Raw genomic sequence first — 14,562 nt, forward strand, 5'->3', positions numbered from 1 at the left:
TAAGTCTATATTAGTCCACATAAGTCTATCTTAGTCCAAAACGGAGATTTCATATTATTCTATGTTAGTCCATTTTGGCGATAAAATACGATTGAATGTGGTACAAATAATCTTCATTTTGCAATGTGGTACATAAGTGGTACAAATGTACGATAAATAAACGAATAATAAAACGAAACAACGATAAATTTGCAGAAAAGAAAAACCGCTATAATAGAGCGTATTATAACGGTTTTACGATAAATGCTATTTCTTTGTTTATGGTCGGTTACTTGCCGATGCAAAAATGCTCAAAGATATTACCAAGAACTTCATCGGTTGTTACTTCTCCTATGATATCGTTCAGGTGGAAGATACATTCACGTAAATCTTGTGATATAAGGTCGGAGGGTAAGGAGGATATTAAACCTTGCTCTACTCTTGTGATAGCATCAAGTGCGTGGGTAAGGGCTTCGTAATGACGGAGGTTGGTTACAATGACATCGTTTGTACTAATTGAGGGGATATGGGTTACCTCTGTCAGAAGTTTTTGAAGTTTATCTATGTTTATTTTTTGACGGGCAGATATGGCTATCGTGTGATAATTATTTTTATCGAACTCCGAGTTTGAGGGGATGTTATCAACCAAGTCGCATTTGTTTTGAGCGAGTATTACTTGCTTGTTCTTTAAATAGGGTTCTACTTCCTGAAAAAAGATTTTGAAGTTTTCATGACGTTGCAAGTCGTACATCAGGATAACTATTTCGGCCTGCTCCAATGCTTTGAAGCTGCGTTTTATTCCTAAGTTTTCGATTGTGTCGTCGGTTTGACGGATGCCGGCTGTATCAATGAAACGGAAAGTTACTCCGTTGATTATCATTGTATCTTCAATGACATCGCGAGTTGTTCCGTGGATGTCGCTTACGATGGCTTTGTCTTCGTTAAGCAGGGCGTTGAGTAGGGTAGACTTACCTACATTGGTCTCCCCGATGATGGCTACCGGAATGCCGTTTTTTATGGCATTTCCAATACTGAACGATTGTACCAAACGTTCTATTACCTGATGGATTTGCGCTGCAAGAGCCTGAAGTTCGCTGCGGTCGGCGAACTCTAATTCTTCATGGTCGCTGAAGTCTAATTCCAATTCCATCAGCGATGTCAAATGTAACAATTTATTACGTAGGACTGCAAGTTCTTTACTGAATCCTCCACGCATTTGGTTCATGGCGAGGCGATGAGTAGCTTCGGAAGTGGAAGCTATCAAATCGGCTACGGCTTCTGCCTGACTCAAGTCCATTTTCCCATTTAGAAATGCCCGCTGTGTAAACTCTCCCGGTCCGGCAGTCCGGCATCCGTTGTTGATGAGTAGTTGCATTACTTGTTGCAGGATGTAAGCAGAACCGTGACAAGATATTTCTACCGAATTTTCGCCGGTGTAGGAGTGGGGAGCACGAAACAGACTGACTAACACTTCGTCTACTATTTCTCCCTTTTCGTTTTTTATCTGCCCAAAGTTCACCGTATACGCCTTACGCTCGGTGAGCGGCAGGGGATTTTTTTCGGTGGGATGAAAAATTTTATCTGTTATCGAGAGGGCTTCTGCGCCTGATACACGGACTATCCCGATAGCTCCGCCTTGCGCCGTAGCTATTGCACAAATCGTATCTTGAGTATTCATTGCCGATAGAGGGTTTCTGTTAATATTGTTACAATTTTTTCTAATGACTCACGGTCTGTTTCATCGAATTCATTTAAATGGTCACTGTCTATGTCGAGTACACCTTTCACCTCGTCTTCTACTATGATGGGAATAACGATTTCAGAGCGCGACAAGGAACTGCACGCGATGTGTCCGGGAAATTGATCTACATCCGGAACTACAATGGTGCGTTTTTCAGCCCATGCCGTACCGCATACACCACGGCCTTTGCGGATGCTGTAACAAGCCACGCTACCCTGAAACGGGCCTAATATAAGTGCGTTGTTTTCTACCAGATAGAATCCTACCCAGAAAAAGTTGAATGCTTCTTTCAGCGCCGCACAAGTATTGGCAAGCACACTTATCACATGAGATTCGCCTTCAATGAGCGGAACAAACTGTTCCAAAAAAATACGATACCTTTCTGCTTTGTCAGCCGAAGTGTTTTGTTTGAAACTTGCTTCCATTGTCTTCTCAGATTCTTTCCAATACGAGTTTTATCAAGTCGTCTATCTGGTTCTTATAACCTGTATTCACTTCTTTCGCTACGCGGTTGGCTATCACTATACATACAGTGGTGGCTTTGTGTCCCATCAACCGCGAAAGTCCGGCCAGTGCCGAGCTTTCCATCTCGAAGTTTGTTATATGTTTTCCTTCGTAGACAAACGACTCTATCTTTTCATTTTGACGAGGGTCGGCGAGTGGAATGCGCAACTGTCTGCCCTGTGGCCCGAAAAATCCGCCGCATGAAACGGTAATGCCTTTCGTCATGTCATGACGTGCTATACGTTCTACCATCTCTTCGTCGGCATGGATTACGTAAGGAGCCGGGGCGCACAGATTACCGCTCCATCCCAAGTGGTTGAGCAGGGCACGCTCCATCGGCAGGTCGCATACAGCGTTGCGTCCCTCATAGAAGTTGAGCAGTCCGTCGAACCCGACCGAGATTTCCGAACAGATGAAAGAACCTTCCGGTGTGTAGGGCTGTAATCCACCACACGTACCGATGCGCACCATTTCCAGTTGGCGAAAATCGTCTTTTTCCTCACGGGTGCGGAAATCAATGTTTGCCAATGCGTCAAGTTCGTTTACCACGATGTCAATGTTATCACATCCGATGCCGGTAGAAAGAACCGTTATCCGTTTTCCCTTATAGGTTCCGGTGATGGTTTTAAACTCGCGGTTTTCAATCTCACACTCCCGACTCTCAAAGTGCGAAGCCACCAGTGCCACACGCCCCGGATCTCCCACAAGAATCACTTTACTTGCCAACTGCTCCGGCTTTACATGAAGATGAAACACCGAGCCGTCTTCATTTATTATAAGTTCTGAAGGAGGAAAATATTTCTTTATCATAATCGTCGCAACAATTTTAATTGGTTAATGATTTTATCTCAGCGTTACGTATGTTGATACTGAGCGTTTCTATCTCTTTATACAGTTCTTCCACTCTTTTTTCTTTGTCAAGAATGCCGGGAGCCATCTGTGCTTTACCAGCCTGAGCAGCCGAAGCATATTGTGAGCGCAACTCTTCGAGCGACCGGCGGAGTGTTGTCAAATCTTTTTCCTTCTGCTGAAGGCTTTGGAACATCTTGCGCGCCTCTGCCGAACGGAAGTCGGACAGGAAGTGGTAAACCGCATTATCGTCTATTACGAAATAAAAATCATGACGCTGTTTCTGCTCTTCTTCTCCATACATAATTTGTGCCAACTGCTGTTTGGCAATGCGCACTTTACCTGCGTCAGACCATGTTTTCTGAATTTCTTTCAGCATCGCCAGTTTTGCCAGCGCTTCCGGTTCAGTGGTTTCGTAATCGTATACGTCTTTTGTCTCATTAGGAACAAATACATAGATGCAAACCTTTCCTTCGGGTTGCCGGCGGTCGGAAGCAAACCATCCCAGATTATTAAAATCATCGACGGCATACATATAATCATTATAAGGAGAGTTGAACGGCATACCGATGTTGTCCGGACGGAAATAGGTATTGTCGTCTGAGTTATAACGGGTGATAAAAATATCATATCCCCCCATACTTCCTTCGCCCTGAGCGGCGTAATAAAGTGTGATGCCATCCGAATCCATAAACGGATAATTCAGGTTTTCTCCCGTATCATTCAAATCGGCCAGCGGGGTAGCCTTACTCCACTGGTCAGTAAGTTTTACGCTTGAATAAAGTTTGGTTTCTCCCTCCGCATTTGGCATTGCTTCAATCATCCGGTCATTCATCTCGTTGACAAACCGGGTGCAAACCATGCTGTCTGTCAGGTTAGAAGTAATCGTACCCGACTCTTTGCTTAATTTATACGCGGCAAGAAAATCCTTTTTATCTACCACGAAACTATCTATAACCGTTACCTTTTCCACACCTCGTATCATACGCGCTCCCAGCCGGAACTTCGTCATCAGCGAATCGGCTTCTGCGGTATCCCTCTTTTTGCGTTCCAGCCAATAAATATGGTCTTCAAGGTTCGTAATGGCATCGTCGAAACGATAAAGGTCGTAATACGCCTTGCTCAAATAAAGAAATCCGTCGATCACTTTCCGCTGGGCGCTTTTCTCCAAATAAGGAAGTGCCTCGCTTGTTTCTCCGGTTTCATAGCAACATGCCCCGTACCAGTAATTATAGTTCGCGTTCGACGGAGCTTGTTTTACAAGACGCTGAAATACAGGCTTTGCTTTTTCAAAGTCTCCATCGGTAAACCATTTGCGCGCTTGGGCAAGCGTTTGCGCCGACATGCTTCCCGAGCAACACGCCAAAGCCAAAAGCATCAGTTTATATTTCTTATCCATAGTTTCGTGTCGTAAAATGATTTTTCAAATATACGCAATCTTTCCGAAAAAATCGATTTCTGTCTTCCTAAATCTTCCGTAAATCATTCTTTTCATATAATTTTGCGCCAATTTTGAGTATGAAGCGATTTAAACATGTAGCGAGCATGTTTTAAACCTTCTCCGGCTTGGTCTGGAGCTTAATAAATGCTATGGGTAGCGTTGACCATTTCTATGGGTAGAACCGGTCAACGCTACCGCATGAGATGAGTGACACTAACGGTAGCGTTTTTCGGGTCAATCCGAAAGGCGAACTACAAACTATCGACGTATGAACAAACTGACGGAAGAAACTAAATTAATGCGCCGTATCGAGCAGCGTTTTGCCAAAGGCGTGGTGAAGTACGGATTAATAGAAGAGGGTGATAAAATATTGGTAGGGCTGTCTGGCGGGAAAGATTCGTTGGCGCTGTTGGAACTGCTGGCGCGCCGTTCAAAAATCTACAAACCCCGCTTCTCGGTAGTAGCCGCACACGTGGTGATGGAGAATATCGCCTACGAATCGGACACGGATTATTTACGCAACTATGCGGATGAATTGGGTGTGCCTTTCCTCACTTACCGCACATCTTTTGACCCTTCGACCGACACGCGCAAATCGCCCTGTTTTCTCTGCTCGTGGAACCGCCGCAAGGCACTCTTTACCATTGCCCACGAGCAGCAGTGCAATAAAATAGCACTGGGACACCACATGGATGACATCCTTGAAACTTTGTTGATGAATCTTACCTTTCAAGGAGCGTTCAGCACCATGCCTCCGCGTTTGGAAATGCGGAAATTTGACATGACCATCATCCGTCCTATGTGCCTCGTACACGAAGCGGATTTGGTGGAACTGGCGGCTTTGCGTGGTTATCGAAAACAGATTAAGAATTGTCCATACGAGAAAGATTCTCACCGCTCGTCGATGAAAGATGTTTTGCGCCGTCTGGAAGAAATGAACCCCGAAGCCCGATACAGTCTGTGGGGAGCAATGGGGAACGTTCAAGAAGACTTGCTGCCTGAAGAAGTGTAAATTTTATCCACTGATGACAAGAGTAAAGAACTGATATAAAAGCAATTGGAAATTAAATCAATAACACAAATAAAATGAAAGGTATATATACGATTTCGTTACTTATCGTATCGAATATTTTTATGACTTTTGCATGGTATGGACACCTGAAGTTGCAGGAAATGAAAATCTCTTCAAACTGGCCGCTTTACGCCGTAATCTTATTCTCATGGAGCATTGCTTTGGCGGAGTATGCCTGCCAGATTCCGGCAAACCGCATCGGATTCGCCGGAAACGGAGGCCCTTTTTCACTTATGCAACTGAAAGTGATTCAAGAAGTAATCACCCTGATTGTGTTTACTATTTTTACAACAGTATTCTTCAAGGGTGAGGCATTGCATTGGAATCATTTGGCAGCATTTGTCTGCTTGATACTTGCCGTTTACTTTGTCTTTATGAAGTGAGTCCCATCCGTTTGCTTTTGGCACTGACTTCGATGATGTCCAAACGGATAATCTCAGTCCGGTGGAAAGACTTGTTCGCATATTCAATGCCCTCCATCTTGTGCTGCGGACAATATTTGCTCAGCAGCCATGAGAGGGCAGACATGCGTTCGGCTTCGTGCAACCCCCGGTGAGCAGTACAGCGTAAAATCACGCTTTCGTATCCGGTGGTAAACTTGTCGGGAAGAACGCGGGTACGCCCTACAACGCAAAAAGAAACTTGGTTACATGCATCGATACACGCCAGTTTGCGTCCTGCCGGAGCGCAGTGAATGTAAATAGAATTTCCACGGTCCCACACATAATTTACCGGTACGCCGTAAGCCCCCGTTCCGTTTTCGTCTTGCATGGAAAGTACACCGTATTCGCCCGACTGCAAAATCTCAAAAGCCCGCTTTTCGTCCAGCAGACGGTCTTGACGGCGAACCTCTTCGTTATTGAATTTCATACAACTATGTTTTTATCGGTTTGCTATTTCATAAATTTCGCGACTTGCCTTGCTGTCGAGCGGAAAGTAATTGCCTACCCGTTCTCCTTTGTTCTCGTGGAATTTTTTTACTAACAGGTCGATGTCCGGATGTTCGATACCCAACTCACGGAACGTAACCGGCATACCGATGGAATGAAGGAACGATTTGAATCTCCGGATGCCCTCTAAAGCCATCGCCTTACAGTCTGTACTTTTAGGCACATCCCATACACGGGCGGCATACTGAGCTACCTTCCCCGCATGATGTTCCGCCATGTAAGTAAGCCATGCCGGAAAAATAACGGCAAGTCCCGCGCCGTGGCTCACATTATATACCGCACTAACCTCATGCTCCAAGAAATGCGACGACCAGTCTTCCTCACAACCCACTCCGCACGTTCCGTTATGAGCTATCATCCCCGCCCACATCAGGTTGGCACGCGCACCGTAATTACATGGCTCTATTGTTACCCGCATTGCTTCGTAAATAATTGCTTTCAGCGTACCTTCGCAAATTCGGTCGGTTACCTCGGTATCCTCCGTATTGGTGAAGTACCGTTCCATGATATGCGCCATCATATCAGTAATACCACAGGCAGTCTGCCAAGCGGGTAGGGTATAAGTCAATTCCGGATTCATTACTGCAAATGCCGGACGCAATACTTCGGGGGTGCGCAGGCTCAGCTTCTTCAAACCATCGAGCTTGGTGATGACCGAATTGCCCGAACCTTCGCTTCCCGCTGCCGGAATGGTGAGCACCACACCGATGCGCACCGCCTTTTCGGGCACCGCCTTACCGATAAAGAAGTCCCAGAAATCGCCTTCGTAAGGAATACCCACCGCGATGGCTTTTGCCGTGTCTATCACCGAACCTCCGCCCACGGGTAGAATGAAATCTATCCTTTCGCGCCTGCCCAGTTCAATACCTTCGTACACTTTAGGGTCGGTAGGATTGGGTTGGATGCCTCCTAATTCCACATAGGCAATGCCTGCATCGCTTAATACCGACTCTACCCGTGCTAACAATCCGCTGCGGATTACGCTTCCTCCTCCGTAAACAATCAGCACTTTGCTTCCGCCGTATTTCTTCACAAGTTCGGCGGTACGGCTCTCTGTTTCCCTCCCAAATACAAATTCGGTAGGACTATAAAAAGTAAAATTATTCATGTCCGCTTCAGTCTATTAAGATATTATGAAAAGTATCACTTGCTCTTTTCTCGCAAAGTTATGGATTTTTTTCGTAACTTGACAGTCTTAACTCCTTTATCTCTAAGATGTATGTTCGGGCCTCTAAATCCGGGAATAAAATGATTTTATTGTTTCTCACAACTTGATTGGGGGTACACTTTCCACCTTGATATTGCATTACTATATCAGCAGGAAACGCCCGGTGTGATTGAACAATACATAATAATAGAGTGCAAACACGGCAAGCGGCAGCAGTACGAAAAGCAGGTTTTTCCCCTGCCTGTTTGTCCGCCTGTACACTCCGCGCTCTTTCCTTGCCCTTCGTTCCGGCAGGAAAAGAAAGCCGTTAAAAAGGTAAATGATAATATAAAGCAGCAGGTGGAAATGAACGTGGCATAAGTTTTTCATGAAATCGGAATCGAAGAACACGTATAGCAGGCTGTTGCCCAGTGCCGCGATGATATAGATACACAGGCTGAACAAGGCAACCGCACAATTTTTGCTTAGCTCCCGATTTCTGCAAAAAGAATCGCAGATAAAGAAAATGGTGTAATACCAATACTTATACCAGTTCATCATTGCTTGTTTGATTTAATGGTTTAACAAAGGGAAAGCATCCGGCAGTTGCCCCGGCATCGTTATGAGCCTGCCGGAATAAGGAAATGCGAAATCCCAAGTCTCCAAATCTCCGTTTGCTTTGTTTTCATCGCAATGTTTTACACATCCATTGCTTCCTATTTTCATCTTGAGGGTGAGTGTTTCTTCATCTTTAGTTCCTGTATAAAATAGAGGTCGGGAACTGTTCTTATCACCTTCAACATTGTTTTCCTAATAATTGTTTAAAAGAGCTTGGCGATTTTTTTAAAAAAGTAAAACAGTGCCTATTCTATGCTCGATATGGTTACATCGTCAAAATCATCCATATAGTCGATAAGACGCTCGGTGTGATTGCCGCGTTTCACCTTCATCTCTATGCTCGCTTCATAGATTTCGCCTTGCGAAGTACGCCGGTCGCGCAACTCATAGGAATAGAGTTCGATGCAGTCGTTTTTTATCTGACCGATAACCCGCTTCACGCTCTCCCTCTTGGTAGCCGTAAAGGTGAGCTGCACCGTGGTAGTCCCGAAAGTCGGGATGAAAGAGTTCAGCACTTCCAGCCCGAAAAGCACCAACGCTGTGGCTATGGCGGCTGCCAAATACATGCCGGTTCCGCAGGCAAGCCCGATTGCCGCCGTCACCCACAATCCGGCGGCAGTGGTAAGCCCCCGCACCACATTCTTTTGGAAAATGATAGTCCCCGCTCCAAGAAAACCGATGCCCGAAACCACCTGTGCCGCCACGCGCGAGGAATCTTTCAAATCGACCCCGAATCCGTATTGCGACACAATACAGAAAAGGGCACTGCCCAATGCCACTAAAAAATGCGTGCGGAAACCGGCTTCCTTTGAACGGTATTCACGCTCTATCCCGATGACTCCTCCCAAAAGCAGAGCCACAAATAATCTGAGTGTTATTTCTAAAATCATATTCATTTTTAATGTGTGGTTATTCAGAAACTTACTTTATTTAATTGCGCAAAGCAGTTTATACGCAGAACCTATTAAAACTTACTTATCTTACACCATCACAGGAAGAGATACTTGGTCTGTATATCCCGAAAAACGCTACCGTTAGTGTTATCCAACTCATGCGGATGCGTTAACCATTTCTATTCGGAGAGTTACTTGGTTTTACCGTTAGTGTTTTTCAATCTTCCAGACTAAACCGGAAATGTCTGAAAACAAGGTTGTTAAAAGTTTGGATTATTTCGCCTATTATCTGGTAAATAGGCGCACGAAAATTTTATTGTTCTCCAATGAAGAACAATAAATTATTCCTTTTTCATTATTCCGGAAAACAACTTATATGCGTTGTGTTTTATCTGAATCGTGTTAACACCATAGAGCCATAATAATAAACGATGTGTTTTCTACAAAGATTTTTTTGATATTCACTGCCTTCTTTAAATGCACTTGGTTATACGGTGTTTTGCAAAGATACGGGAAATATTCGATAAAACCAACCTTGTCGATAATAGATACTATGCTTTTTCAGCGTCATACATAGTATGAATATTTTTGTTTTTTACAGGTTATATTCCCCAAATATAGGCATAGGGATTGAAAAATCATACAGGCTTAAATAAAACCTCTGTAAATCAAATCTGTTACTTCGTTCTTCCTTGTTTCACTTTTTTGTCGTAACTTTGCCGCTCCTAAATTTTTAAAAGTTACTATATGAAATCAGATATTGAGATAGCCCGCAGCATTGAGCTGACCAAGATTAAGCAAGTAGCACGCAATTATGATATTCCGGTGGAGGAGATTTCCAATTACGGACGTTACATCGCCAAAGTACCGGAAACGCTGATTGACGAAGAAAAAGTGAAACAGAGCAACCTGATTCTTGTTACTGCCATTACACCGACCAAAGCAGGTATAGGCAAAACAACTGTTTCCATCGGTCTGGCGTTAGGACTGAACAAGATAGGGAAGAAAGCTATTTGTGCGCTTCGTGAGCCTTCGCTCGGTCCTTGCTTCGGTATGAAGGGAGGAGCAGCCGGAGGTGGTTATGCCCAAGTATTGCCGATGGAGAAAATCAATCTGCACTTTACAGGCGATTTCCATGCCATCACCTCGGCACACAACATGATTGCGGCGCTGCTCGATAATTATATGTATCAGAATCGCGATAACGGTTTTGCGCTGAAAGAGGTGCTTTGGAACCGTGTTCTCGATGTAAACGACCGCGGTCTGCGCTACATTGTTACCGGATTGGGAGGAAAAAGTAACGGAATCACCCGCGAATCGAGTTTTGATATTACGCCGGCTTCTGAGATTATGGCAATCCTCTGTCTGGCTAAAGATGAAACGGATTTGCGTCGGCGCATCGAAAACATCTTGTTGGGCTTTACCGTGGATAACAAACCCTTTACAGTGAAAGACTTAGGTGTAGCCGGCGCCATCACGGTATTGCTGAAAGATGCCTTGTCGCCTAACCTCGTACAAACCACCGAACACACGGCTGCTTTCGTTCACGGAGGTCCGTTTGCAAACATCGCTCACGGATGTAACTCTGTACTGGCTACCAAACTTGCCATGACTTTCGGCGATTATGCCATCACGGAAGCAGGATTCGGGGCAGACTTGGGGGCAGAAAAGTTTTATGACATTAAATGTCGGAAGGCGGGACTGCAACCCAAACTGACGGTTATCGTAGCTACCGCACAGGGCTTGAAGATGCACGGCGGGGTAGACCTCGAACAAATTAAAGAGCCAAACATGGAGGGACTGAAAGAAGGAGTCAAGAATTTAGATAAGCACATTGAGAATCTTCGTTCGTTTGGTCAAACCGTTGTTGTGGCATTCAACCGTTACGCCAATGATACTGACGATGAAATCGATTTCGTTCGCCGTCATTGCGAAGAACAAGGTATCGGATTTGCCATCAATAACGCCTTTATGGAAGGAGGAGACGGCGCAATAGATTTAGCAAACTTGGTAGTGGAAACCATTGAAAAAAATCCGTCGCAACCGCTGACTTTCGCTTACGAAGAAACCGATTCGGTAGAAGAAAAGGTTACGAAGATTGCTTGTGGATTATATGGTGCTAAACAGGTATTGTTTGGCGCTGCTGCTCGTAAAAAGCTGAAGATGATAGAAGAATTAGGATACACCAATTTCCCGATCTGTATTGCTAAGACGCAATATTCTTTCTCTACCGACCCGAAATTATATGGCGTGGCTCAGGGTTTCAACTTTGCCGTGCGCGACATTGTAATCAATGCCGGTGCGGAAATGTTGGTTATCATAGCCGGAGAAATCATGCGTATGCCGGGACTTCCCAAAGAGCCTCAGGCGTTGCATATTGATATCATCAACGGAGAAATAGAAGGCTTGTCATAAATATTAAAAATAATACGATGGCATTCGAAGCAACAAAAAGAGAATGGGGCGAACTGTATGCGTTTTTCCGTCTGTTGGCAGACGGGTACGTACATGCAGGTACGCCCGAAGCCGGAAAAGATGAAACCTGCCGTTTCCCGGTCGCTATGATTCAGCGTGAAGAGCATGACGGAACACGGCGTTACATCATCGAAAAAGAATACATCCACATTCAGGGCGATGAGATTGACAAACGGATTCCGCGCGAAGACTTTGCAACCGTTGCCGAGCTGATATTGAATGGCGTTCGCGATAGCAGGACGGATGATGTCACTTCGCCTGACGGGGTAGAGGGCTTTCTGGATGAAGTGGCTATCTATGATTTGGAAGCAAAAACCGACGACCGGACAGATTTCAGTGTGGCATTTTATAGCGAGGATGCCCCGCTGACCGGAATGTGCGTGCGTTCCCGTTTGGGAACGATGTTCCCATTGCTGGACGGAGGACGCTCTGCCAACTTCAAGTTCGAGCAGACCGGAGTGCGGTTCGCCGTCCCCACCATCAATAAAATCAATGCCGAGGGCGAGGAAGACGATGTATTGAGACGCATGTTGATGATTGAGCGCTTGGGAGGAGTATTAAAGTATAGCGACGTGGCGGATAAGGTGTTCCGCAGCAATCTGTCGATGATTGATTTACACATGGGACGGTTGCTGGCAGAAATGACCCGCCTGATGTGGCTCGATGACATAACGAAGGTCTCAGATTTGACCGAGGCCATAAAATCGTTGAATCCCTTAAAGATAAAAGACGAACTGATAAACAAGCACGGCTTTTACGAATATAAGATAAAGGAATTTCTGCTGGCTTTGGCAAACGGTATGCGTCCGGCTAAACTTTACAGAGGTACAGACAGCGCAATCGCCGGACTGCTTTTTGTTACGGGAGACGGTGAAGTGCTTTGTTACCAACGGGCTTTCCGCCAGACATTCGCCGATTTCCTTTTCCAAAATACCCGCTTGGAGCGAGGCTCTACCGAGAAAGACAAGTATGGATATCTGGAGCGCGAGAACGGAACTTATTATTTCAAACTTAATCTGAAGGTAGGATTGCTGAAACGATAGAGCAAAAACATCATGACAACATACCCTTGTATTTTAACCATAGCCGGTTCGGATTGCAGCGGAGGAGCCGGTATTCAGGCAGACATCAAAGCGATATCTGCATTAGGAGCATACGCAGCAAGTGCTATTACGGCAATTACCGTACAGAATACCTGTGGTGTAACAGGGATTCATCCTGTGCCGCCTGAATACGTTAAGGGACAGATAGAAGCCGTTATGACCGATATCCGTCCGATGGCTGTGAAAATAGGCATGATTAACGATGCCGAAATTGTACACGTCATAGCAGATGCCCTCCGTAAGTTCTCTCCCCGTTTTGTGGTGCTCGACCCCGTCATGGTTTCAACCAGCGGCTGTAAGCTGATAGAAGATGCGGCTATCAACGCATTGACTACCGAACTGATGCCACTGGCTACGCTGATAACTCCCAATCTGAGTGAGGCAGAAGTTTTGACCGGCGGGCAAATAGAAGGGGTGGAAGGAATGAAAATCGCCGCCCGTAAGCTATTGGATTACGGCAGTTCCGCTGTTTTAGTAAAGGGCGGACATCTGGAGGAAGGAGAGATGTGCGATGTTCTTCAGATAAATAACGAATCCGCTCCCCACCTCTATACAATGAAAAAAATAGAGAGCCGGAATACACACGGAACCGGCTGTACACTCTCGTCTGCCGTTGCTACCTACTTGGCATTGGGCGAACCGATGACCGAAGCCGTGCGTAAGGCAAAAGAATACGTCTACCGCGGGATTTTGTCGGGAAGCAACGTTCACATCGGAGAAGGACACGGACCGCTAAATCATTTTCACGCTCCCGTGGCTATGCACATTTTCAATGAAAATGAGTAATATATCAAAAGAATCATTACCTTTGCATCAGTAACATTAATAAAAAGAGATATGAAAGCATTTGTATTTCCCGGTCAGGGAGCTCAGTTTGTAGGTATGGGCAAGGATTTATACGAAAATTCTGCACTTGCCAAAGAACTGTTTGAAAAAGCAAACGATATTTTAGGTTATCGAATTACGGATATTATGTTTGAAGGCACAGACGAAGACCTGCGCCAGACTAAGGTTACTCAGCCTGCTGTATTCTTACACTCGGTGATTTCCGCATTGTGTATGGGCGATGCTTTTCAGCCTGAAATGACGGCCGGACACTCTTTGGGCGAGTTCTCGGCGCTGGTAGCTGCGGGTGCGTTGTCGTTTGAAGACGGATTGAAATTGGTATACGCACGTGCGATGGCAATGCAGAAAGCCTGCGAAGCACAGCCTTCAACAATGGCAGCTATTATTGCTCTGCCTGATGAAAAAGTAGAAGAAATCTGCGCATCGGTGGCAGCCGAAGGTGAAGTATGCGTGGCAGCCAACTATAACTGCCCGGGACAGATTGTTATCTCCGGTTCTATCGAAGGCATCAATAAGGCTTGCGAACTGATGAAAGCTGCCGGAGCCAAACGCGCATTGCCGCTGAAGGTAGGAGGGGCGTTCCACTCTCCGCTGATGGAACCCGCCAAAGTAGAGCTGGAAGCTGCTATCCAGTCTACCGATTTCCATACACCGAAATGTCCGATTTATCAGAACGTGGATGCTAAACCGCACACCGACCCTGCCGAAATCAAGGCCAACTTGGTGGCTCAGCTTACGGCTTCGGTACGCTGGACACAAACGGTGCAGAACATGGTGGCAGACGGAGCCGATGATTTTACAGAATGTGGTCCGGGAGCCGTTTTGCAAGGATTAATCAAGAAGATAGATAAGAATGTAAATGCGCACGGCATTTTATAATCTTACATAACTGCGCAAGACACGGGTTACACGAACCGCTTCATTTTCGCTCTGCAACACAGAAA

Annotated in this window: 15 protein-coding genes; 6 read left to right on the forward strand and 9 right to left on the reverse strand. The window is 45.5% G+C overall.

Translation table 11 applies throughout. From position 1 onward, the window contains the following. Positions 1-268: 268 nt before the first annotated feature. Genes mnmE through H9626_RS02385 form a run of 4 tightly spaced genes read right to left on the reverse strand, consistent with a single transcriptional unit; the run spans position 269 to position 4,472 of the window. A complete protein-coding gene (gene mnmE, locus H9626_RS02370) occupies positions 269-1,657 on the reverse strand; it encodes a tRNA uridine-5-carboxymethylaminomethyl(34) synthesis GTPase MnmE (RefSeq protein ID WP_191709452.1) in 1,389 nt (462 codons plus the stop codon). After that, positions 1,654-2,145, reverse strand: a complete 492-nt coding sequence (locus H9626_RS02375; RefSeq protein ID WP_191709453.1) for a GAF domain-containing protein — start codon at positions 2,143-2,145, stop codon at positions 1,654-1,656. Before H9626_RS02375 ends, mnmE begins: the two co-directional genes overlap by 4 nt. A 7-nt stretch (positions 2,146-2,152) precedes the next feature. Further along, entirely contained in the window at positions 2,153-3,031 is an 879-nt protein-coding gene (locus H9626_RS02380) for a nucleoside phosphorylase (protein WP_178256391.1), read from the reverse strand. A 19-nt stretch (positions 3,032-3,050) separates the two neighbouring features. After that, positions 3,051-4,472 carry a tetratricopeptide repeat protein gene (locus H9626_RS02385; RefSeq protein ID WP_178256359.1) on the reverse strand — a complete coding sequence of 474 codons (1,422 nt, stop codon included), beginning with the start codon at positions 4,470-4,472 and terminating at the stop codon, positions 3,051-3,053. Positions 4,473-4,782: 310 nt separating this feature from the next. Here H9626_RS02385 and H9626_RS02390 point away from each other — a divergent pair, with 310 nt between their 5' ends. Beyond that, the gene (locus tag H9626_RS02390) at positions 4,783-5,526 is read left to right on the forward strand and encodes a tRNA 2-thiocytidine biosynthesis TtcA family protein (protein ID WP_178256360.1); all 744 of its coding nucleotides are present in this window, start codon (positions 4,783-4,785) and stop codon (positions 5,524-5,526) included. Positions 5,527-5,600: 74 nt separating this feature from the next. Then, the gene (locus H9626_RS02395) at positions 5,601-5,969 is read left to right on the forward strand and encodes a DMT family protein (protein WP_191709454.1); all 369 of its coding nucleotides are present in this window, start codon (positions 5,601-5,603) and stop codon (positions 5,967-5,969) included. Here H9626_RS02395 and H9626_RS02400 read toward each other — a convergent pair. From H9626_RS02400 to H9626_RS02415, 5 genes are all read right to left on the reverse strand, one after another. Next, complete coding sequence (locus H9626_RS02400; protein WP_178256362.1) at positions 5,959-6,456, reverse strand: pyridoxamine 5'-phosphate oxidase family protein; 498 nt, start codon at positions 6,454-6,456, stop codon at positions 5,959-5,961. The two genes, H9626_RS02395 and H9626_RS02400, sit on opposite strands and share 11 nt — an antisense overlap. Before the next feature lie 12 nt (positions 6,457-6,468). After that, entirely contained in the window at positions 6,469-7,644 is a 1,176-nt protein-coding gene (locus tag H9626_RS02405; RefSeq protein WP_178256363.1) for an iron-containing alcohol dehydrogenase, read from the reverse strand. A 201-nt stretch (positions 7,645-7,845) separates the two neighbouring features. Next, positions 7,846-8,244 (reverse strand): hypothetical protein, encoded by a 399-nt coding sequence (locus H9626_RS02410; RefSeq protein WP_191709455.1) that lies wholly within the window; start codon positions 8,242-8,244, stop codon positions 7,846-7,848. A gap of 12 nt (positions 8,245-8,256) precedes the next feature. Next, positions 8,257-8,409, reverse strand: a complete 153-nt coding sequence (locus H9626_RS14860; protein ID WP_204500568.1) for a hypothetical protein — start codon at positions 8,407-8,409, stop codon at positions 8,257-8,259. 137 nt (positions 8,410-8,546) lie between these two features. Further along, positions 8,547-9,197, reverse strand: coding sequence for an MgtC/SapB family protein (locus H9626_RS02415; RefSeq protein WP_191709456.1), 651 nt, complete (start codon positions 9,195-9,197; stop codon positions 8,547-8,549). Positions 9,198-9,941: 744 nt separating this feature from the next. Here H9626_RS02415 and H9626_RS02420 point away from each other — a divergent pair. Genes H9626_RS02420 through fabD form a run of 4 tightly spaced genes read left to right on the forward strand, consistent with a single transcriptional unit; the run spans position 9,942 to position 14,497 of the window. After that, positions 9,942-11,609, forward strand: coding sequence for a formate--tetrahydrofolate ligase (locus tag H9626_RS02420; RefSeq protein WP_178256367.1), 1,668 nt, complete (start codon positions 9,942-9,944; stop codon positions 11,607-11,609). A 17-nt stretch (positions 11,610-11,626) separates the two neighbouring features. Further along, complete coding sequence (locus H9626_RS02425) at positions 11,627-12,712, forward strand: HpaII family restriction endonuclease (RefSeq protein WP_191709457.1); 1,086 nt, start codon at positions 11,627-11,629, stop codon at positions 12,710-12,712. A gap of 12 nt (positions 12,713-12,724) precedes the next feature. Then, complete coding sequence (gene thiD / locus H9626_RS02430; protein WP_191709458.1) at positions 12,725-13,558, forward strand: bifunctional hydroxymethylpyrimidine kinase/phosphomethylpyrimidine kinase; 834 nt, start codon at positions 12,725-12,727, stop codon at positions 13,556-13,558. A 51-nt stretch (positions 13,559-13,609) separates the two neighbouring features. After that, positions 13,610-14,497, forward strand: coding sequence for an ACP S-malonyltransferase (gene fabD, locus H9626_RS02435; RefSeq protein WP_178256370.1), 888 nt, complete (start codon positions 13,610-13,612; stop codon positions 14,495-14,497). Positions 14,498-14,562: the final 65 nt, after the last annotated feature.

The sequence above is a fragment of the Phocaeicola faecium genome (assembly GCF_014837055.1).
GTDB classification, from domain to species: Bacteria; Bacteroidota; Bacteroidia; order Bacteroidales; family Bacteroidaceae; genus Phocaeicola; species Phocaeicola gallinarum.